At 66.5% G+C, this 21,420-nt stretch carries 12 protein-coding genes; 2 read left to right on the forward strand and 10 right to left on the reverse strand.

What is annotated here, in order from left to right:
* Positions 1–24: 24 nt before the first annotated feature.
* Positions 25–762, reverse strand: coding sequence for a ribonuclease PH (gene rph, locus CAL12_RS15345; RefSeq protein ID WP_086065365.1), 738 nt, complete (start codon positions 760–762; stop codon positions 25–27).
* Positions 763–893: 131 nt separating this feature from the next.
* Here rph and CAL12_RS15350 point away from each other — a divergent pair, with 131 nt between their 5' ends.
* Positions 894–1,844 (forward strand): YicC family protein, encoded by a 951-nt coding sequence (locus CAL12_RS15350; RefSeq protein ID WP_086065366.1) that lies wholly within the window; start codon positions 894–896, stop codon positions 1,842–1,844.
* A gap of 106 nt (positions 1,845–1,950) precedes the next feature.
* Here the strand turns inward: CAL12_RS15350 and CAL12_RS15355 are convergent, their stop codons facing one another.
* The 9 genes from CAL12_RS15355 to CAL12_RS15395 form a co-directional block, all read right to left on the reverse strand.
* Positions 1,951–2,610 (reverse strand): trimeric intracellular cation channel family protein, encoded by a 660-nt coding sequence (locus CAL12_RS15355; protein WP_420042725.1) that lies wholly within the window; start codon positions 2,608–2,610, stop codon positions 1,951–1,953.
* On the reverse strand, positions 2,607–3,890 hold the full coding sequence (locus CAL12_RS15360; protein ID WP_086065367.1) for a M20 family metallopeptidase: 1,284 nt from the start codon (positions 3,888–3,890) through the stop codon (positions 2,607–2,609). Before CAL12_RS15360 ends, CAL12_RS15355 begins: the two co-directional genes overlap by 4 nt.
* An 80-nt stretch (positions 3,891–3,970) precedes the next feature.
* Positions 3,971–5,437: an MFS transporter gene (locus CAL12_RS15365; RefSeq protein WP_086065369.1), complete on the reverse strand. Its 1,467-nt coding sequence runs from the start codon at positions 5,435–5,437 to the stop codon at positions 3,971–3,973.
* Positions 5,438–5,711: 274 nt separating this feature from the next.
* Positions 5,712–9,539 (reverse strand): hypothetical protein, encoded by a 3,828-nt coding sequence (locus tag CAL12_RS15370; protein ID WP_157793007.1) that lies wholly within the window; start codon positions 9,537–9,539, stop codon positions 5,712–5,714.
* Between the two features lie 240 nt (positions 9,540–9,779).
* Positions 9,780–13,934, reverse strand: coding sequence for a hypothetical protein (locus CAL12_RS15375; protein WP_232464533.1), 4,155 nt, complete (start codon positions 13,932–13,934; stop codon positions 9,780–9,782).
* 1,975 nt (positions 13,935–15,909) lie between these two features.
* The gene (locus tag CAL12_RS15380; protein ID WP_232464534.1) at positions 15,910–17,016 is read right to left on the reverse strand and encodes a VWA domain-containing protein; all 1,107 of its coding nucleotides are present in this window, start codon (positions 17,014–17,016) and stop codon (positions 15,910–15,912) included.
* A 26-nt stretch (positions 17,017–17,042) separates the two neighbouring features.
* Positions 17,043–18,197 (reverse strand): DUF58 domain-containing protein, encoded by a 1,155-nt coding sequence (locus tag CAL12_RS15385; RefSeq protein ID WP_086065375.1) that lies wholly within the window; start codon positions 18,195–18,197, stop codon positions 17,043–17,045.
* Positions 18,175–19,188, reverse strand: coding sequence for an AAA family ATPase (locus CAL12_RS15390; protein ID WP_086065377.1), 1,014 nt, complete (start codon positions 19,186–19,188; stop codon positions 18,175–18,177). The genes CAL12_RS15385 and CAL12_RS15390 overlap by 23 nt, the downstream gene beginning before the upstream one ends.
* Before the next feature lie 12 nt (positions 19,189–19,200).
* A complete protein-coding gene (locus CAL12_RS15395) occupies positions 19,201–20,280 on the reverse strand; it encodes a trypsin-like peptidase domain-containing protein (RefSeq protein WP_086065379.1) in 1,080 nt (359 codons plus the stop codon).
* Positions 20,281–20,353: 73 nt separating this feature from the next.
* On the opposite strand from CAL12_RS15395, the gene CAL12_RS15400 reads away from it, so the two are divergent.
* A complete protein-coding gene (locus CAL12_RS15400) occupies positions 20,354–21,418 on the forward strand; it encodes a VWA domain-containing protein (protein ID WP_086065381.1) in 1,065 nt (354 codons plus the stop codon).
* Positions 21,419–21,420: the final 2 nt, after the last annotated feature.

A 21,420-nucleotide genomic window follows, 5' to 3' on the forward strand; every position in this document is an offset into this window, starting at 1 on the left:
TTCTTGACATGCCACCGCTCGTCTTCAGGCCAGCGCCTGCTTCTGCGCCTGTACCAGCCCGCCGATGCCATGTTCGGCCAGCGCCAGCATCGCGTCCAGTTCGGCGCGGTTGAACGCCACGCCCTCGGCGGTGCCCTGCACTTCCACGAATGCGCCCGCGCCTGTCATGACCACGTTGACGTCCGCATCGCAGCCGGAGTCCTCTTCGTAGTCCAGGTCCAGCACCGGACGGCCATCCACCATGCCCACGGACACCGCCGCGACGTGATCGCGCAAGGGGTTCGCCGACAAATCGCCGCGCTTCATCAGCAGCGCGACCGCGTCGGCCAGCGCCACCCAGGCGCCAGTGATGCTGGCGCAGCGCGTCCCGCCGTCGGCCTGCAGCACGTCGCAATCGATATGCACGGTCCGTTCCCCCAGCGCGGTCATGTCGATCACCGCGCGCAGGCTGCGGCCGATCAGTCGCTGGATTTCCTGGGTCCGGCCGGATTGCTTGCCGCGCGCCGCCTCACGGTCGCCGCGCGTGTGCGTGGCGCGCGGCAGCATGCCGTACTCGGCCGTCACCCAGCCCTGCCCCTGGCCCTTCAGGAAAGGCGGCACCTTGTCCAGCACGCTGGCCGTGCACAGCACATGCGTATTGCCCGCCTTGATCAGCACCGATCCTTCGGCATAGCGGGTAAAGCCGCGCGTCAGCGCCAGCGGTCGCAGTTCATCGGCCGCGCGGCCGGAATGGCGCGTCGGGGAGGATGCGGATGAGGTCACGGATATCTCCAGTCGGTGGGAATTCAAAACGGCGTAGCGGCGCCGCCCCGGATTGTACGGGCCGCCCCGCCTTCGGGTTATCCTGCCGGCATGCGTACGCTTCGCGACGCCTCAATCAGGATGCATCAACCATGATACGTAGCATGACGGCCTTCGGCAGCGCCCGCGCCGATCTGGATCAAGGCTCGCTGTCGCTGGAATTCCGCAGCGTCAACAGCCGTTTCCTCGACCTGTACTTCAGGCTGCCGGACGATCTGCGCCACCTGGAAGCGCCGCTGCGCGAACTGCTGACCGGCAGCCTGGGACGCGGCAAGGTCGAAGTGCGCGTCAGCTACACGCGCAATGCCGCCGCCGACCTGGATCGTCTGGACACCCAATGGCTGCAGCGCCTGGCCGAACAGTTGCAGGCCGCCCGCCAGATCCTGCCGGAGACCGAGGCGCCGCGCCTCGTCGAACTCTTCAACTGGCCCGGCCAGCGCAACAACGACGCGCTGGATCCGCAGGCCTGGGGCGCGGCCGGCATGCAGGCCGCGCGCGAAGCGCTGGCGCAACTGCAGGACGCACGGGTCCGCGAAGGCGAACGCCTGGCCGCGATGATGCGCGACTGCGCCACGGGCATACAGAAGATCGTCGAGGACGTCGAACAGCATCTGCCGCAACTGCTGGCCGACCATCGCGAAAAGCTGGCCAACAAATTGCGCGAAACCGTAGAAGCCGCCTTCCCCGGCGGCTTCACGCACATCAGCGGCCCCGAATTGACCGAACGCCTGGCGCAGGAAGCGAACCTGTTCGCCATGCGCATCGACGTGGCCGAAGAACTCTCGCGCCTGCGCTCGCACCTGGCCGAGCTGGTCCACATCCTGGCCGACGACAAGGCCGGCGGCAGCGGTGACGGCAAATCCGGCAAGCGCGCCGGCGGCAGCGGCAGCGCGGGCAAGCGCCTGGATTTCCTGTTCCAGGAAATGAACCGCGAAGCCAACACCCTAGGCTCCAAGGCCGGCAGCGTCGACGTCACCCGCGCCGCGATGGATTTGAAGCTGCTGATCGAACAGATGCGGGAACAGGCGCAGAACATCGAGTAAAGCGGGGGAAAAGGCGGGGAAAAAGGCGCCCAGGCCCCCAGCGTCTGGCGCCCTGTTCCCGTGGCGATTTCGAAGGCGATGACCGTGCCACCGGGCGGGGCCGGCCCTAAGGGCTGTCGTCGCCGCCGGAAAAACGCGGCAGGCTCCACTTGTACCGCAGCGCGAGGCAACGCAAGGCGAAGCAGGACGCCACGGCAACCCAGGTCCGTCCGATCGACAACCATCCCAGGCGTTCCCCCGCCACCTCGATGGCAGCGCCTACCAGCGCCGCCGACGCATAGATCTCACGCCGCAGGATGATCGGCACCCGATTGAGCAGCACGTCACGCACGACGCCGCCGCCCACCGCGGTGACCACGCCCAGCAACACCGCCGCCTCCGCATCATGGCCAAGGATCATTGTCTTCTGCGCACCGGTCACGGCAAAAAGTGCCAGGCCGATGGAGTCGAAAATGATGACCGGGTGCGAAATGCGCACGACCATCGCATGGGCGGAGATGGTCAGCAAAGAGGCCGCCAGGGCGGCGGCCAGATAGCGCCAATCGGTCAGCCCGACCGGCGGCACCGCGCCGATGCAGACGTCACGCACCACGCCGCCGCCGCAAGCGACCGCGAACGCTATCGCGACCACGCCAAACCAGTCGAGGCCGCGGTCCCTGGCCGCGACGGCACCGCTGATGGCAAAGGCGAACGTACCCGCCAGATCGAGTGCCGTGAACAGCCGATGCCCGTTCAGGCTCTCGGCAACCAACTCCTGGGCAGTCACCTATTCGTTTCCTCCAGCGGTTGCGGCGGGCACAACCACGCGGCGGCCGCGGTCAGCATGGCCTCAAGCCCGGTCTCGAGCGTCGGATGGATCTGCGGCGCGAACTTGGGCGAGTGATTGCTGGGAATCTTGTTGACCGCTTTTTCCTGCACGGCTTGCGCGTACGTCGCCGGGTCGGTGCCACCCAGGAACCAGAACACATATGGGACGCCCCAGGTGCGGCCGAAGATGCTGAAATCCTCGCTCGCCGACGCCGCGCGCGGCGCCAACGAAGCATTTTCGCCGAACTGGCTGGCGAAGGCCTGCGCCACCTTCTCCGTCGCGACCAGATCGTTCTCGGTCAGCGGGTAGCTGTTGATGGTGTTGAACTCGGGCGGCCGCTCGGCGCCGGAAGCCTCGCATTCGGCGCAGCAGATGCGGCGGATCGCCTTGAGCATGTACTCGCGCGTGTCGTCGCTGAAGGTGCGCATGTTCAGCTTGATCGTCGCATCGTCAGGGATGATGTTTTCCTTGGTGCCTGCCTGTAGCGAGCCGATCGTCAGTACCGCCGGTTCGGTCGGCGCGATCTCCCGCGAGACGATGGTCTGCAGGCGCAGCGCGGTCGCGGCGGCCATGATGACCGGATCGATCGAGGTCTGCGGCTGTGACCCGTGCGAGCCGCGCCCGAACAGCTTGATCTTCAGGCTGTCTCCGGCGGACAGCGTCACGCCGGGACGGTAACTCACAGTACCCGCCGCCCCCACCATGACGTGCTGGCCCAGGATGATGTCAGGCTTGGGAAAGCGGCCTTCGCCCCAATCGCGCACCATGGCCTGCGCACCTTCGGCCGTTTCCTCGCCTGGCTGGAACACGATCATCAGCGTGCCCTGCCAGGCGGCGCGATTCGCCGCCAGGATGCGTGCCGCGCCGATCATCCAGGCGACGTGCATGTCGTGGCCGCAGGAATGCGCGACGCCGACCTCCATACCGTCCGCGTCCCGCGCCGTCACGGTGCTGGCATAGGGCAGCCCGGTGTTCTCCGCCATCGGCAGCGCATCCATGTCCGCGCGCAACATCACGGTCGGGCCGACGCCGTTCCTCAACACGCAGACCACGCCGGTCACGCCGACGTTGCGCGTCACCTCATAGCCCAGCGACTGCATCGTGTCGGCCACGATCTTCGCGGTGCGGACTTCCTGCATCGACAACTCAGGATGCTGGTGAAGATCCTTGTAGAGGGCCTCGAGGTCGGACACCAGGGTGGGCTCGGCTCCGCCAAGCGCTTGTGTGAGTGGATTCATGACAGCTCCTGGAAGGAGAATGACGCCTGACGGGAACCGCGCCTTGGGAATGGCCGGGGCCTGGAATGAAAGTCGGAAATTCAGGTCTGCGACCTTGCGCCCCTGGGCACCGTGAGCATGATCGAGAAGATCGCTATCAAGACCATCAGGACGTTGAAGCCCAGGGCGACCATGGCGGCTTGCCGGACGGCCACATTATCCTGGCGGCCACTGAACGTGATCAGTCCTTCCAGCCAGTTCATGCTCCCGTTGTCGCCGCTGAGCGCGGTGAAGATGGCGGCGGAGATCGCGACGCCGAAGGCGCTACCGAGCGACGAAGCCATTTTGTAGATACCCGCGCCCGATCCCGCCTGAGCCGCGGGCAGGTTCGACAGCGCCGCGTCGGTCGAAGGGGTGGCGTAGAAGGCCAGGCCTATGCCGAACAAGGTGTAGCCGAAGATGGCGAAGACCTTGTAATGCGACAACAGCAGTTGGGCGGGCGACAACAACAGGATTGCCAGGCCCGTGATCACGCAACCCCAGATCATCGGCTTGCGTGGACCGAAGCGCCGCAACAACATCTCGCCCACGCGTATAAATGCGATGATGGCAATCGCGTAACCCAGCGTGAGCAAGCCCGCCTGCTGGGCATTCATGCCGCCGCCGATCTGCAGCAGTTGCAACGACACGATCAACGTGCCAGCCGTTCCGTTGACCAGGAAGTTGGAAATCGTCGCACCGGTGTAGGTCGCATTCCTGAACAGGCTGAAATCGAAGAACGCATTCGATGCCTTGCTCTCGATGCGCAAGAACAGCCAGCCGAACACCACCGTCACCACCAGCAGCCCCAGACTGACCGTGCTTGTCCAGCCCAACTTGTTGCCCTGCGTGACCAGCACCTGCAAGGCCACCATGGTGACCATGAACGTCAGCACGCCAAACAGGTCGAACCTATAATCCGGCCTGGTTTCAGCCTTGCTCTCGGGCGTGCCGCGTATCATCCACAGGCCAAGCGCACTGACCGCGATCGCCACCCAGAAGATCGAGCGCCAGCCGAAATGCTGCGACATCAAGCCGCCAAACAGCGCGCATAGCCCGGAGCCGCCCCAAGATCCGATCGACCACATGCTGATGGCACGTTGGCGTTCCGCGCCTTCCCAGTACGCCTTCACCAGCGCAAGGCTCGCCGACATGATGCACGCCGCCGACAAGCCCTGCAGCGCGCGCCCCGACAGCATGACCGGCGCCGCCAGCGGCCCTTGCGGCGTGATGGCGACCAGCAGCGAGCCGGCAATGCTCAGGCAGAATCCGATGCGGGTGATCTTGAGCCGGCCGACGCGATCCGCCAGGCCTCCCATCACCACGATGAAGATGCCGGAGAACAGCGACGTGATGGCCACCGCGACGTTCATCGTGCTCGCGTCCATGCCGAGGTCGCGCCGCATGTCGGGCGCGATGTTCAGCGTCGTCTGGGCAAACAGCCAGAACGCGATGACGCCCATGATGATGCCGAACAGCAGCCGGTCGTTGCCCTTGTACGCGACCGTCGATCGGACACTGGTATCCATACCGTTCTCCATTGCGCATGCGCAGCGGGTCTATGTAGGCCTCGGCATCAACTTCGGTGTAGACGTGTTGTTCACACTACGCCTCTTTGAATTCATAAGCCACAGATTTTCCGTCGCTTAGCGCCTGGCCACCTCTACGGTGTTGATTCAGGTGGACGCGATGGGCGATTTTTTTTGAATAATGCCGCATCGGACATGCTGCCGCCTGCGATCCCGGGACGGCGGCGCTTCACGCCGCGCAAGTCTTCGTGCAAGCGCGGTGCTCATCCGCCATCTATCTGTTCCTCGATCTCACGAAGTACTCCCCATATATCGTGATCCGGGTATCGCCCTGCGGCCCATCGCCATAGATCTGGCGCGCGCGTATCGTCGCCAGTGCGCCCTTGCAGCCCCAGATGCCGCAATCCGCCCCGGCGTCGAATGGCGAAGGCGGCAGGAAGACCGCGTTCGTGGTCCATGTACCGTCCGACGCGGCCGTCACGTATTGCGTGGCGCCGCTGCCGCCGATCTGGCTGACTTCCAGCAAGGCGCCCGGCGCGGCGGTACCGGATACGCCGATGGGTGGCGGCGGGTTGCGGTTGGTCCAGTACATCACCGTATCGTTCGCTGGCGACGTAATCGCGACCGGCTGCAGGACCGCAAACTGCCTCACCGCGGTCGAGCCGGATGGTTGTGTCTGTTGCGCGGCCACGCTGTAGGCGCCGGCGCCGGTCACCGTGTAGGGGCCACACGACCACGACCCATCCGGCTGCACCTGGACCTGGCACTGCGGCCCGCCCGATAGCGTCACGGTCGCGCCGGGAACGCCGTAGCCGCGCACCACATAGGATTGCCCGACCAGCACCTGATCCGCCATGGGCCAGGCGATATAGAACACGGCGCTGCCAGGACAGGTCGCGCCGCCGACCGGATATTGCACGGACGCCTGGTCCAAGGGATAGCCATCCAGCACCTGCGTCGCGGTCAGGCTGTAGCAGCCCGGCCCGCTGGACAACAGATGCGGAAATACCCACTTGCCGCCGCCTTCCACGACGCTGAAGCCCAGGTCGTGCACGCCCATCAGCTTGAGGAAGACCTGCGCATTGGGCTCGCCCGTCCCGGACACATCGTAGGGTGTGTCGGCAAGCAGCCCGGCCCCTTGCGCCGGGTTGCCGAACATGGCGGGCAGCGCGGCCCGCGTCTTGAATTCGCGGCCAACAGGCTGATCCGACCAGTCGTAGGCCTGCCCGGACTGCAGCACGCTCAGGGTATAGGACGACGATGGCATGATGCCGTTCAACACGCAGGACCACGCGCCATTGGCGACCGTGGCGGCGCAGCCTTTCTTCGGATTGGCGGCCAGCGCGCCATCCACGATATCGACGTTGATCCTGGCGCCCTCCTGCCCCTGTCCGCTGACCGTCACGTCGCCGATGTCCTGTATGACCTCGCCATCGCGCGGCTTGTCCACGGTCGCCACCTTTGCCACGTCGACCGTCACGGTGGCCGCGCCCTGGGGCTTGTCGTCCACGTACTCGGTCGCGGTGATCGACAGGCGGACGCCGTTCACGCCATAGCTAACCAGCGGTACCCGATCTGTCGCCCAAACGCCGTTGACGATATCGATGGGCGCCAGCGCGTCGTTGCCCACCACGACCTTCGCCACCGCGCCGCTCTGGCCCGTTCCGCGCACCTGGATGCCGTCGACGGGATTGTTGCTGGACACCACGGCTTGATCGCGCGGGCTGCCGATGGAAATGCCCGTCGCGGCGGCAACCGAGTAAGGTCGGCCCACCGGCGGATCCTGCCAGCCAGGCCCGCTCTGCACACTGTTCGCGGTATAGGATGTTCCCGCAACCAGCCGCGTGATCGTGCACGCCCATCTGCCCTTGTCATCCGCGGTGGTGGAGCACGGCTGCGCGGGCGCGGCCGTGACCGCGATACTGGCAAAGGCCTGGCCCGTGCCGCTGACGTCCACGGTGGTATCGGCGGCGGGCAGCACCTGGTTCGGCGCCGGCAGCAATACCACCAGCGGCGTCGCGACCGTGAAATCGGCGTATTGCGGATCATCCGTCACGCCCTGCAAGGTCTGGGTCGCCGTCAACAGATAAGAGCCGCCGGGCTGCAGCCCCGCGATCTGGCACTGCCAGTTGCCGGGCGCGGGCCCGACCGTCTGCGGCGCGCAGGGCTGGGCGCCGGGGACGCCGACCTGCAAGGTGGCGCCCGGCTGCGCGGTTCCGGAAGCCGTGATGGCGGTGGTCGCGGACGCGAACACCTGGTTCTCGACAGGCGCCGCGATGGTAAGCGCACTGAAATCGGCGATCGAGAATTGGCGTTGCACGCCGGGGTCGATCCAGCTTCCCGCGCCCTGGATCGCATCGCTGCTGCCCTGCGTGACCGTGGCGGTATACGGCTGGCCGTAGCGCAAGCCCGCCACCTGGCACGACCAGGATCCGTCGCTGCCCACCACCTGGATGCCGCAGGGCGCGGCGCCCGGCACCGCCACTTTCACCGACGCCCCGGGCTGGCCGCGCCCCGCCAATCGCACGGCCGTCGTCTGCGGCGGAAACGACTGGCCGGCGCCGGGCTGGTCGATGCCCAGCGGTTGCGCGACGGCGAAGGACAGCGGAACGGCGGGATCGCTTTGCGAGAACAAGGACTGCTGTACGCTCCCGCCGTAGGAGGCCGGGGTCAGATTCTGGATCAGGCAGGACCATGAGCCATCCGCGGCGATCGTGGCGGACGCGCAGGCGCTCGCGCCATTCTGCGGCGTCAGGGGCCCCGGCGTCACCCTTGCCGAAGGCATGCCGGTGCCGGTCATCAGCAGGCTGGTCTGGCCCGACGGCAGCATCGCGCCGGATGTGGGATAACTGATTTTCAGGCGTGGCCATGAAGCAAACGTGGTACTGCTGCTGGGCGCCGGCTTGCCATTGACCGTCTGCAACGCCGGCACCATATAGCTTGTCGGCGGCGGGAAGAGGAACACCGGACCGGTCGTCCAGGTGCCATCCTGGCCGATCAGCGCGATGACAGGCCGCGTCTTGCTGAAGTCGGTGTCTATCGTCACCTGTCCGCCGGGCGTACCCGTCCCGCTGACCGCCCAGTTCGGCGGCGTGTCGCCATCGATATGGCCGCCATTGGGCGGACTGAGGATCGCCAGAGGGATGGGATCGATATGCAGGGGCCATTGCGCCTGCATGGGGTCCAGCCAGCTCCAGTTGCCGCTGCTGTCGTTCACCTGGCCCTGCTGCCAGGCGGCGAGGTCGTAGTCATTGCCCGCCAGCAGGTCCGTCAATCCGCAGGACCAGTTTCCATAAGGGTCCGCCACGCCGGAACACGTCGGCGCATCGGTATCGTGGGGATCCGACCGGACGACGACGGTGGCGCCGGGCATCGCGGTCCCGGTCACCGTGATGGGATCGCTGGTCCAGGTCACCGGGGACGGCGGCCCGTTGATCACCACGGCCGGAACGGAAATGAAGGTCGACGTATAAGTGCCTTCCACCGTCGACGTGACGGTCGCCGAATACACTTGGCCGGGCGTGAAGTGGTAGGCGGTATCGGTCGTCCAGTTGCCGCCATTGTCGGCCCAGGGAGATTCGACATGCCCATTGGCGCTCACGGTGACTTGCGTCTGCGGCGACGCCGTGCCGGTGATGGCCACATTGGCGGGATCGTCGCCATGGATCGCGCTGTGCTGGCCCGGCCACGTGATCACGGCCGGCTGCTTCTTGCCGTCGTAGCTGCCGTCGAAGTAGATGGTGATGCTGTCGCTCACGCCCGGAAGCAGCTCGGGGACCCATTCGTTCAGGCAACCCCACGTGCCGCAGTTCGCGCTCGTGACCAGGCCGTTTCCGGACGATGTGCCCTGGGGGCCCTGGATGGTCGTGCACCATGATCCCAGGTTGCAGGCGGCCACGCCTACCTTGAAGAGATCGTGCCTGAACATCAGGGGATACGGATTCGTCTGTCCGTTTTCCGTTTGGGCATGAACCGTCCACTTCACCCATTTCGGCTGATCGGTGCAGTTGTGGATGATGTGGAAGTGATTGCTGTCCACCAGGCTGATGCTGGTGGAACCGTACGAAGGCACATAGATCGAGCCCGGGCCCGCGTCATGCATGCACCCGTCATCCGTATGATCGATCGTGATGTTCGCCGGCCCGTTGTTGATGAACTTAACGCTGTAGGTAGCCTCCCGCGACTCCGGTCCCGTCTTCTGCGACGCGACGGACGCCGCGGACGCGCGCTCCGGGCGCGCTCTCGGCTGGTCCGAGGCCGCGGCGCTGGCTCCGGACCAGCCGAGAACCAGCCACGCCAAGGCGATCACGACGCCAGTCCCTCTTCCCCACGCTGCCATGCATCACCTCTTGACGTTGGTCCGGACCACGCCGTAGATCGTCACGGAAGCATCATTGATCTTCCGGCCGCCGTAGTACTCCGTCGCGGTGATCGTGCCCGGACCGCTCTTGCAGTCATAGGAACTCCAATAGCAGTTCTGCCCGTTCGGCGGATAGGGCGGCTGGAACACGGGATCGGTTTGCCAGTTGCCGCTGTCGTCGACCTGCACCGTCACCGGTCCGCCCGAGCCGCCGGTCTGGCTGACCTGCACCTGCGCATGCGGCGTCCCTGTACCCTCGACCAGGTAGTACAGGCAGTAGTTGCCGCCATAGCACGGAAACTCCTGTCCGTCGCGCGGGCTGGCGATCACCGCTGGCGGCGGCGCGCTCGTCGCCAGCGTGAACGACCGTGGCTCCGTCGGTGGGCCGACCTGCTGCGAGCCGTAGAACTCCGTGGCCACCGCGGTTCGCGGACCAGCCGGATTCGGGTCGTCCTGCGTTGTGTATTGAAGCGACCACTGTCCGCGGCTGTCCACCAGCGCCTGACGCGGCGACAGCCCCGACACCGCCACCTGCACCGTATCGCCGTTCGTCCCCGCGCCAGCGACCGTGTACGGCAGATAGACCACGGCGTCTTCACGGGGCTGCGTAATGCTCGCGCTCGCATTGCCGCCCACGTGGAAGGACACCGGCGCCGATGCCGTGCCCACCTGCGCGCCCTGCGGGTCGTACTGCGTGGCCGTGAGCGTGAAATCCCCGCGCGGCGGCGTGCCGCTGCCGTATTGCTGGAACCAGGCCCCCTGCGCATTGACCGGAATCCGCTGATAGGTGGGCAGCAAACCGCTGGCCTCCTTCAAGGTCACCGTCGTACCCGCCTGCGCCGTGCCGCTGACTGTGTACGGCACATCCACAGTCGCGCCGCCCGCCGGACTCACGATGACCACCGGCGCGGGCTGCACCTGATACGAACGCGGATCCGACGAGCCCTGCGCCTGGCCGTTGAGCCACTGCGTCGCCGTGATGGTGAAGCTGCCCTGCCATGGCGTATCCAGGCCGTACACCGTCGACCAGCTGCCGTCGGGCTGCACATCGATATCCGGATGCGGCGGCAAGCCGTTGTTGCCCGTCACAGTCACCTGCAGTCCAGGCTCCGCCGTGCCCGATACCGTGTAGGGCACTTGAACCGTCGCGCCCACCGTCGGCATTCCGATCACCACCGCCGCCAGCGTGGGGCTGGGCGGCGCCTGCCGCACCACCGTGTAGTGCCGCGTGACGCCATCGCCCACCTGCCGTGCCATGTTGCCGACCATCATCGACTGCGTGGCCTGCACCCAATAGGCGCCCGGCCCCGTATCGTAGGGACCGCATGACCATAGCCCGCTCGCCGGCACCGCCACCTGGCATGGCGAGCCACCCTTCGGATCGCTCAGCGTCACCGTCGCGCCGGCCTGCCCCTGCCCGCTGATCGAGTACGGAGATTGATCGATGGCCTGGTTCTCCCACGGCGACACGATCGTCAGCGCCGACGCATCCGTGCTCACGCTGTAGCTGAGCGGATCGCTGCGGCCGACGACTTCGCCATCGATCGATTCCCTGGCCATCACCGTATAGCTGCCGCGCCTGGCCAGGTAGGCGGCGGACCACGTGCCATCGGGGCGCACCGCGATCGGGCCCACGTCCGGCAGGCCCAGGCCGCGCACCGTGACGCTGGCGCCCACCGCCGCCGTGCCCGCTATCGTGTAGACCACGTCGCCGACGACCTGGCCCGATGTCGGCTCGGAGATCAGCACGGGCGCCGCGGGCGCGCCCACCGCGTAGTCGCGCTGTACCGCCGGGCCGGCGATCTGGTTCCCGATCCATTGCGTGGCCGTCACCGAGTAGGGTCCTGGCGCCAAGGCGTAGGGACCGCATTGCCATGTGCCCTGTGGCGTCACCGTCGTGTAGCACGCATTGTTGGCCGGCCCCGACAGCGTCACCACCGCGCCCGGCTGGCCACCGCCGCCGACCGGCGAGAACGCGCCAACCGTGGCGCCTGGCGTCGGCTCCAGGATGCTGACATTGGCCGGCGCCGCGACGGCGGCGACCGTATAGCTCACCGGATAGCTGCTGCGCCAGGCCGGCCCGCCGTCCGGACCGGCCTGCGTGGCCGTCGCCGTATAGCTGCCCGCCCGCGAGATGTAGGTCGTGGACCAGGCTCCCTTGTCGTCCACCGGAATGTCCGCGTGCGTGGGCAAGCCGGGTCCCGACACGCTGACATACGCACCCGGCTGGCCGCTGCCGGCTATCGTGTACGACGAATTGAGGATCTGCGCGCCGCCCTGCGGCGTGGCGATCGTCACGCCCGCCGCGCTTCCTTGCGCGGTGTAGATCACGGTGCCCGGCGAGCCTGCCTGGATGCCCGCCGTGGACGCTTGCACCGTCACGCTGTGCCCGCCCGGCACCGACAGGTAGCGCGTGGACCACTGGCCGCTTCCGTCCGCCTGCAGCGTGCGCCTGATCGCGAAGCCGCCGCTGCAACCGGGCAGCGCGCCGCCATTGCAATCGACCAGCGACAGCGTGGCCAGCGGCTGCGCGCTGCCTTGCACCGTCAGCAATCCCGCCGGCACCGTGGCGTTCGGCGTCGGCAACCACACCTGCGTCGGCGCCAGGGCTACGGTGTAGTCGCGCGTGGTCGGTTGTGCCTGTGCCACCTGGCCGATGTACTGCGTCGCCGTCACCGTGTAGGCCCCGGCCACCGGCACCAGTTGCGGCGACTGCCACGTGCCGTCGGGCTGCACCTGCAACGCCCATTGCAGCAGGCCTGCCGCGCCTGCCGGCGCCTGCGTACTGTCCAGCACCACCGTCGCCCCCGGCTCGCCCGTGCCCGAGACCCCATAGGTCCCACTGGTCACGTTCGCGTACTCCGCGGGCACCTGTATCACCGCCGCCGGGGTGCCCACCGTCACCTGGACTGCGTTCGAACTGGTCGGTACCCCAGACAGCGTATGGGTCACCGTGACGGCATAGGTGCCTAACTGGTCGGTCGGATACTGCCCGCATGACCAGTCGCCCGTGACCGGCACCGGATCCACCGTGCACAAGGTCGTGTTCCCGCGCGTCACCTCCACGCGCGCGCCGGGAAAGGCCCTGCCCACGATCGCGCGCGACTGGTGCAGCACCAGGGCCAGCTGCTGGGCGTTCTGCTCGATCTCCACCGCCACGTAGAAATGCCGGGTCACCGGCTCGCCCACCGGCTGCCCCTGGCGATAGATCTGCGCGTTCACCGTGTACTGGCCGCCCGGGGGAAACGGCAGCCAGGGCGAACGCCACGCGCCGGTGCTTGGACTGATAGGAATATCGATGCCACCGTCCGGCCCGCCGCCGCCACGGCCCTGCGGATTGCCGTTCTTCAGGTCGTAGCCTGGCGGCCAGAGATGCGAGGTGTCGCCGCCGCCGTTGCCACCACCGTCGCCACCTTGATGCCCGCCGAAGTTGACGTTGTTGCCGCCGTTGCCTCCACCACCGCCACCGCCCCCTCCGCCACCGCCTCCTCCTCCGCCGCCGCCACCGCCACCCGATCCGCCGCCGGTCATGCCGCCGTCCTTCGGGTCGTCGATGTTGTTCTTGTTCCTGTCCTTGTTGTTGTTATTGTCCGTCACGCTGTACTGACGGGATTCCGTGTTGAAGTACCGGCCGTCGATGTACTCCTTCACCGTCAACGTGTGTTTGCCCTCTTCCGTCGCCAGCACGCCGCAGCGCCAGTAACCGGTGGCGTTCACCGTCACGTCGCCGCTGGTGCATAGCGCGGTATCGGTGGCCAGGTTCGCTCGTGATTGCGCCAGCGTCGACCCTTGGTCACTGATCTTCAACTTCCCCCAGGGTTGGCCAGGTCCCTGCGCCACGAACAGCCCTTTTTCCTTCACATCACCGTCCTGGACATTGCTCACGTCCACGGGTTTGCCGATCTCGAAGGTGCGGGTGATCGTATCCACCCATTCAGCGGGATTCGTCGGAGCAAGCAGCTTCACCGTCATCACATAGGTGCCGGGTGTCTTGTCGGTGAAATCCGGACACTGCCACGAAGCGTCCGGCTTCACATCGATCTTGCAGGTGTAGTTTCCGGAATAAGGCGCGTCGTCCTTGGTGATGTCGCTTATGGAAACCGTGAATCCTGGCGATCCGGTCCCGGAAACGTGCACGATATCTTCGGGATGATATGCGCCGTCATCCTTGCCGCGTGGCGCGGAAACGGCAAACTCTGTCCCTGCTTGAAGATCGATATGTATCTGGTGAAAGCCCGTCTGCTCGCCATTTGTGAATTGGCTCGCCCATAATGGCGTGGGTTCCACGACGTACATCGCTATGCTCCGAGACGAACTATCTTGTACGTCCACGCGAGCAAAGATCGAATCCGACAACTCCGCCTGGCTATCGGCTCCGGACTGCCCAACAAGCTGCGTCATGAATCGCTCCGACACGCTGTCGTGATCGTGCGGAGAAAGAATGCTGATCGGCGCAACCGGCCCCCCATACGCGCTATACCCGGCTTGCGCGGTGCGATTGCTCACCCCCGCGGCTGTATCGTCCGGAAACCGTTGTACGGCTGTCAGCCTATACGCTTGGCCATCGCGGGCAACAGGGAGCGGACACACCCATTTCCGCAAGCCGTCTGGCCCAAGCCAATTGCAGATGGGCACGGATTGCGACAGCGTGTCCGCCAAGCTTGTACCGATCTCGATGATCGACGCTGCCGAACCAGTTCCAAGGACAGAGAACCTGTCCAGCACAAGGTGTGTACCGTCTCGATGGTAGTTTCCTGATGTCGTAGTCGGTGCCGTGAATTTCACGGCACCCACGTCTCCATAAGGAAGAAACACCCAATCTGCCGCGACGATCTCCTGGCCCGCATCGGGGACTATCGCGGCCGTGAGTTCGCCTTCTGAATCCGGCGACCCGGGCCCGGGCATGAAATCAGTCGATATCTGGCAGGCCCAGTCTCCTTGCGGACCGACCGGTATATTTTCACCGTCCGGTCCATAGCAATCGAGATCGCCCAACCACGCCGTAATAAAAGCGCCGGGCGGTCCCTTGCCCTTCACGTTCAGGATGGCCGGCTTTCCAGCGAACAAATAGGTTCCAGGCACCGGGGCCGTAATCAAAACACTGGAAGTAATCCTCTGCACCCACAGCGGATCCACAAGCGATGTGACGAGTACGCCCGGAGTGGATTTTCCCAGGGCAGACTCCTCAACGGTGGATGTGGACTGAATACCGAGCAGATATCTGCTGCGGTATACAAGCGGTCCGCCCGACGCGCCGGACAACATCGACGTGACTGGCGGCCCGATCAGTTGGACTCCTGTGCCACCCTCGCCGTCCACAACCCTGCCCATGGACGAAAAGGCGACCACGCCTCTCGTCAGCGGGTATGGATCCCGACGTGTTGCGGAACCCCCATATCCATACAGCCAGGTATTTTCGGCGTCTTTGCCGGGGTTCAAGTCCACACGCGCTATTGGAAGCAACTCCGACGGCTCGGTCCGCGCCGCCTTGGCTTCGGTCATCATCAGCAGCACGTCGCTGCCATATCCAGCCGATGTGTCCGGTTGCCTGCAAATCCGCGAAATCGCCACGCTCTGTTGGCGCGTGTCGTTCAAATAGCGGATGCGAAGGTCCTTGATATGGGAATTCGTCGTCGCATCGAGGCACTTGTCGTCTGACGCAGCGATCGGCACGGAGCCGGAGACGCAGTGATAGGCCGTCAAGATATAGTCATGCGTCAATGATGGATTCTGCTTGTCCGTGCTTTGCCAGACCACCGAACCCGAGCATGTATGCCACCACCCAAAGTTGGGAAAGAGCTGTTCTATGGATACGATCCCGGGCGCCTCGCCCAGCGGGATTTCATCATGGCGCAGCGGCCGTTGTGCCGATGCAGACGCAGTGGTTAAAAGCAGCGCTGCGCCAAGCCACCCCAGCGCGCGCAAGCGTCGCCCGCGCAGCCGGTCTATTCCATATACCCAGGTCCCCACCCGCATCCCCTTCGATCCGGACGCATCACAACATCAGGATATCCAGCGACGCGAATGGCGGGTGTTAATCCGCGGCAAAGTGTTTTGAAATGCGCCCCGCGCAGCACGGCGCGATGCTACGCATGAAGGGAAGCGCCCGAGGCTACAGCACCCGCCCGAACCACCACAGCGACACCAGCCCCGCGCAAGCAGCGAGCAGCGCGCCCAGGGCGGCGAACAGGGCCGTGATCTCGACCATGTCCTGCTTGTCGAAGGCCAGCCGCGCGCTGAGGATGCCGTAGACCTTCTTCAAGCCTTCCGCGTCTTCCGCGCGGAAGTATTCCCCGCCAGTGGTGTCGGCGACTTTCTTCAGGACCGCTTCGTCCAGCCGCACGCGCGACGACCAGCCGTCCACGGTGATGACCACGCCGTCGGGCGTGCCGATGCCCACCGTGTAGATGCGCACGCCGTGCTCGGCGGCCACCTGCGCGGCCTGGATGGCTTCGGGACCCGTGTTGCTCTCGCCATCCGACAGCAGCACGATGGCGCCGGAGTTGTCGGGGGTCGACGCCGACGGCGGACTTTCCCGCGGCAACCCCAGCCCATTCGACGCCTGGTCCGCCGGGCCGCGCGGCGCGGCGCGCGCGCCTTCCGACCGTTGCGGCGGCTTGGCCTTGTCTTCCTTCATGCTCTCGTTCATGAAGCGATCGACGTCGATGCCCGCCTTGGGCAGCAGCGTGACCAGCGCGATGATCAAGCCGTTGCCCAGCGCCGTGCCGCGCTGCGGCTGCAGGCGATCCAGCGCGGCGGCGACATCTTCCTTGCGGCGGCTGGGCGCCTGCGCCACGGAAGCCGTACCCGCCACGGCGACCACGCCGATGCTCACATCCGCCGGCTGCGACTGCACGAACAGCTTGGCCGCCTGCCGCGCCGCCTGGATGCGATTGGGCTTGATGTCTTCCGCCCGCATGCTGCCCGAAGCATCCATGGCCAGGATGATGGTCTGCAGCCGCGACGGCAACATCATCAGCGCCTGCGGACGCGCCACCGCCAGCAGCAGCGCGGTCACCGAAAGCAGTATCAGCGCGGCGGGAAAATGCCGTCGCCAGCCCGCCCCACCCTGCACGCGCAGCCCGGTGATCTTCAACGCCGGATAGCGCGCCGCCGCGCGCAGCCGGCGCCGATCGTGCCACACGTAAAGCAGCAGCAATATCGGCACGAGCACCAGCAGCCACAGCATGCGGGGCCACATAAAGCTGATGGTGGGCATGGCATTCATCGCAGCTTACGACCGTTTCATGGTTGACGCCGCACCGCGCTCGCGCGCCTGGCGGCCGGCCCCTTGGACGCGCCGCTGTTCGTCATCAGGACCGCGCGCAGATGCTCCTGCGAACGGGCCGGCGTGACGCCGGCCACTTCGGCCACTGGCGCATCGGCGCCCTTCGCATCGCCACCCGGCCGGCGGCGCTGCTGCGCGAACTTCAGCAGGGCCAGATCCAATCGCTCGTCGGTCCCCAGCGACAGGCAGGCCACGCCGGCTCGCGCAAACGCGTCGCGCAGCTCGGCCTCACGCGCCGCCGCCGCTTCGACAAAACGCTTGCGGAACGACGCATCGTGGGTATCCACCAGCAGCTGTTCGCCGGTTTCCGCGTCCTGCAGCACCACGAGCCCCAGGTCCGGCAAGGCCGATTCCAACGGATCGACCAGCCGCACCGCGACCACGTCGTGCTGCCGCGCCAGCAACCCCAGCGATGTTTCCCAACCGGGCGCGCTGATGAAATCGGAAACCACGAACACCGCCGACCGCCGGCTGACGACGCCGCGCGCATGATCCAGCAGATCGGCCAGCCGCGTCTCGCCCCGCGCGGCCGCGGGCGCCGCATGCATGCAGTCCAGCAGGTGCAGCAGATGGCGGCGGCCAGCCCGCGCCGGCACGACCGCCGGCCGTGCGCCCTGTGCGCCGGAATACAGCATGGCGCCGACGCGATTGCCATGGCGGGTGAGCAGGCGCGCCATGACCGCGGTGAAATCGCCCAGCAAGGCGCGCTTGCGTACGTCGCCGGAGCCGAAATCCACCGAGCCGCTCAGGTCCAGCAGGAACCAGGCGGCGATTTCGCGATCCTCCTGGAATTCGCGTACATGCGGCGTCTGCAGGCGCGCCGTGACGTTCCAGTCGATGTAGCGCACATCGTCGCCAGGCTGGTATTCGCGCAGGTCGGCGAAGTCGATGCCGAAGCCGCGGAAAAGCGTGTGGTAATCGCCCTGCAGCAGGCCGTCCAGGCGGCGGATGACCGTCCATTCCAGGCGCCGCACCAGCGCGTCGGCGCGCCGCGTGCGGACGGCGGCCGCGCCATCGCCCGGCGCCTTGCCGGACGCGCCGTCCCCCGGCGCCTCCGACGCCGCGCCATCGGCGCCCCGGGCGCGCCGGCTAGGCTTCCGCCACCCGAACATGGGATTCCAATGGGCGCTCGGGCGCCGGCATGGCCTGCAGGATACGCACGATGAGCTGGTCGGCGGTCACCCCGTCGGAAAGCGCTTCGTAGGAAAGCACCAGACGATGGCGCAGCACGTCGGGCACCAGGTCGATAACGTCCTCGGGCAAGGCGTAATCGCGGCCGCGCAGGAAGGCCAGCGCACGCGCGCCTTCGATCAGGCCGAGACTCGCGCGCGGGCTCGCGCCGAACGAGACGTAGCGGTCCATGTCCGCAAGGCCGAAGCGTCCCGGCGAGCGCGTGGCCGCCACCACGCGGACCGCGTACTGGATCAGCCCGGGGTCGACGTACACCCGGCGGCATTCCTCCTGCAGTCGCGCCAGTTGCGCCGGCGTCGCGACGGGATTCACCCCGATCGACGCGCCGGTGAAGCGGTTGACGATGACGACTTCTTCCTCTTCCGTCGGATAGCCGACCAGCACCTTCATCATGAAGCGGTCGATCTGCGCTTCGGGCAAGGGATAAGTGCCTTCGGTCTCGATGGGATTCTGCGTGGCCATCACCAGGAAAGGCGTGGGCACCGGGTGCGTCTCGCCAGCGATCGTCACCTGCCTTTCCTGCATGACTTCCAGCAGCGCGCTCTGCACCTTGGCCGGCGCGCGGTTGATCTCGTCGGCCAGCAGCAGGTTGGCGAAGACCGGCCCGAGCACGGTGGAAAACTCGCCGGTGCGCTGGTTGTACATGCGCGTGCCCACCAGGTCCGCGGGCAGCAGGTCCGGGGTGAACTGAATGCGCTTGAAGGAGCCGCGCATGGTGCGCGCCAGCGTGTTGACGGTAAGGGTTTTCGCCAGGCCCGGCACGCCTTCCACCAGCAGATGCCCGCGCGCCAGGATGGCGACCAGCACCCTTTCCAGGAAGTGGTCCTGGCCGACGACCACCCGCTTGACCTCATACAGCAGGCGTTCCATCAGGTTGGCGCTGTCCGCCGCGCCCATGGGTAGATCGTTCATACGCCTCCGCCTTCAGAAAGGAGAAATGCCCACGGCCGTGCCCGCGCTTTCGATCGTCGTGGCAAAGCCGATGCCGAGGAAAGTCTTGCTGTTCGTGGGGTTCAGGATGGCCGTCACGATGCCGACCACCTCGCCGTCCATGTTCACCAGCGGGCCGCCGGAATTGCCGGGGTTGGCGGCCGCGTCGAACTGGATGAGATGGTCGAGATCCTGCTTGCTCTCCGGGGACACGAACTGGCGGTTCAGGCCCGACACCACGCCGGAAGAGACGGATGGGCCGATGCCGAAAGGGAAACCGACGGCGACGACCTCGTCGCCGGGCGCGAGGTTGCGGCTGGAGCCCAGCGTGGCGGCCGGCAGATCGTCCGGCAGCGACGCCGCGCGAATGACGGCCAGGTCCTTCTCGGGCTGCGCGCCGACGACCGTGGCTTCCGATTCGTGGCCGTCATAGAAGCGCACCTTGAGACGGCGGGCGCCCGCGATGACGTGGAAGTTGGTCAGGATGACGCCCTGATCGGTGATGACGACGCCGGAGCCGATGTTGACGGCTTCGTCCTTGTCTTCGGGGTCGTCCTTGTCGCCGGGCTTGTCGGCGCCCGGCTTGTCGGTGCCCGGCTTGTCAGTGCCCGGCTTGTCGCCTTTCGGCGCGGCGCCCGGCGGGGTCGCGTCCGCGCGCGGGCCGTTGCCGGCGTCCGGGCCGTTCGCCCCTGGCGCATTCGCCCCCGGGCCGTTCGCTTCCGGCTTGCTGCCGTCCGGCGTGCCGGCCCCGGGTTTGCCCGCATCCGGCTTGTTCGCGTCCTGGCCCGGAGGCTTGCCGGCGTCCGCTGATTTGTCGTTTGGCGCGGCGCCGGTCTTCTCGTCGAGTTGCGGATAGCCGATGATCTCCACCACCGACGGCCGCACCGCTTCGGCGGCGCGCGCGGTGCGCGAAGGCAGGCTCTTGGTTTCCAGGGTATGCAGGACAGCGGCGTCGATGTCCTTCTGCGTCAACGGACGAAGCTTGGGTTGCATCAGCCAGGCTGAGCCCAGGCCGGCCACGAAAACCACCGCGACCGCCGCCGCTACCCATCCGTATATCGCAACCCTTTTCATCGTTGCCACCGGAATTCCGCCTCGTCGTGGAGGTACAGTACCATCGTCGCATCCATGCGCCAAGGAGAACTGCATGAGGTTTCTCTGGCCCGAATTGCTCTGGCTGCTATTGGTGCTGCCTTTGCTCGCCGCCGCCTACTTCTACGTGCTGGCGCGACGCAAGAAAGCGGCCGTGATCTACCCCAATCTGGCGCTCGCGCGCACCGCAATGGGGCCTGGCCAGCGGCTCCGAAGACATGTCCCTCCTTTTCTTTTCTGGCTGGCGCTGGGCGCGGCCCTGCTTGCATGCGCGCGTCCCGCCGCCACCGTCACGCTGCCCGCCGATACGCTGACGCTGGTGCTGACCATGGACGTGTCGCGCAGCATGGAAGCCGCCGACGTGCAGCCGACACGGCTGACCGCCGCGCAAGAGGCCGCGCGCAATTTCATCAAGGAACTGCCGGCCAGCGTGCGCCTGGGCATCGTCGCTTTCGCCGCCGCGGCCACCGTGGTGCAACCGCCCACCGACAATCGGCAGGACATGCTCGATGCCATCGACCGCTTCGAACTGCAACGCGGCACGGCCACCGGCAGCGGCCTGATCGTGGCGCTGGCCACCTTGTTTCCCGATGACCGCACGGAGTTCGATGCCTTGCTGCTGAACGATCCGGCGTCGCGTTTCGGCCCCTATGCGGCGCCGCTGGGCAACGCCGACGCCGCCAGCGATGCGCTCAAGCGCGAGCAGGAGCGCCCGTCGCGAGAGCCTGGCTCATACCGTAACGGCGCGATCATCCTGCTCAGCGATGGCCGACGCACGACCGGCCCCGATCCAATGGAGATCGCGCGCATGGCCGCCAAGCGCGGCGTCCGCATCTACACCGTGGGCTTCGGCACGCAGCAAGGCTCGACCGTAGGCGGTGAAGGCTGGTCGTATTTCATGCAGTTGGACGAGACCACCTTGCGGGCGGTGGCCAAGCTGACCGGCGGCGAGTATTTCCAGGCGGGCTCGGCCGCCGACTTGAGCCAGGTCTACAGCAAGCTGAGCACGCGGTTTTCGCTGGAGCGGCGCGATACCGAGATCAGCGCCCTGCTCGCGGCGGCGGCCGGGTTGCTGCTGGCGGTCGCATGCATACTTTCGGTGCTGTGGTTCAGGCGATGATC

This window comes from Bordetella genomosp. 8 (assembly GCF_002119685.1).
In the GTDB taxonomy this organism is placed as follows: Bacteria; Pseudomonadota; Gammaproteobacteria; order Burkholderiales; family Burkholderiaceae_B; genus Bordetella_C.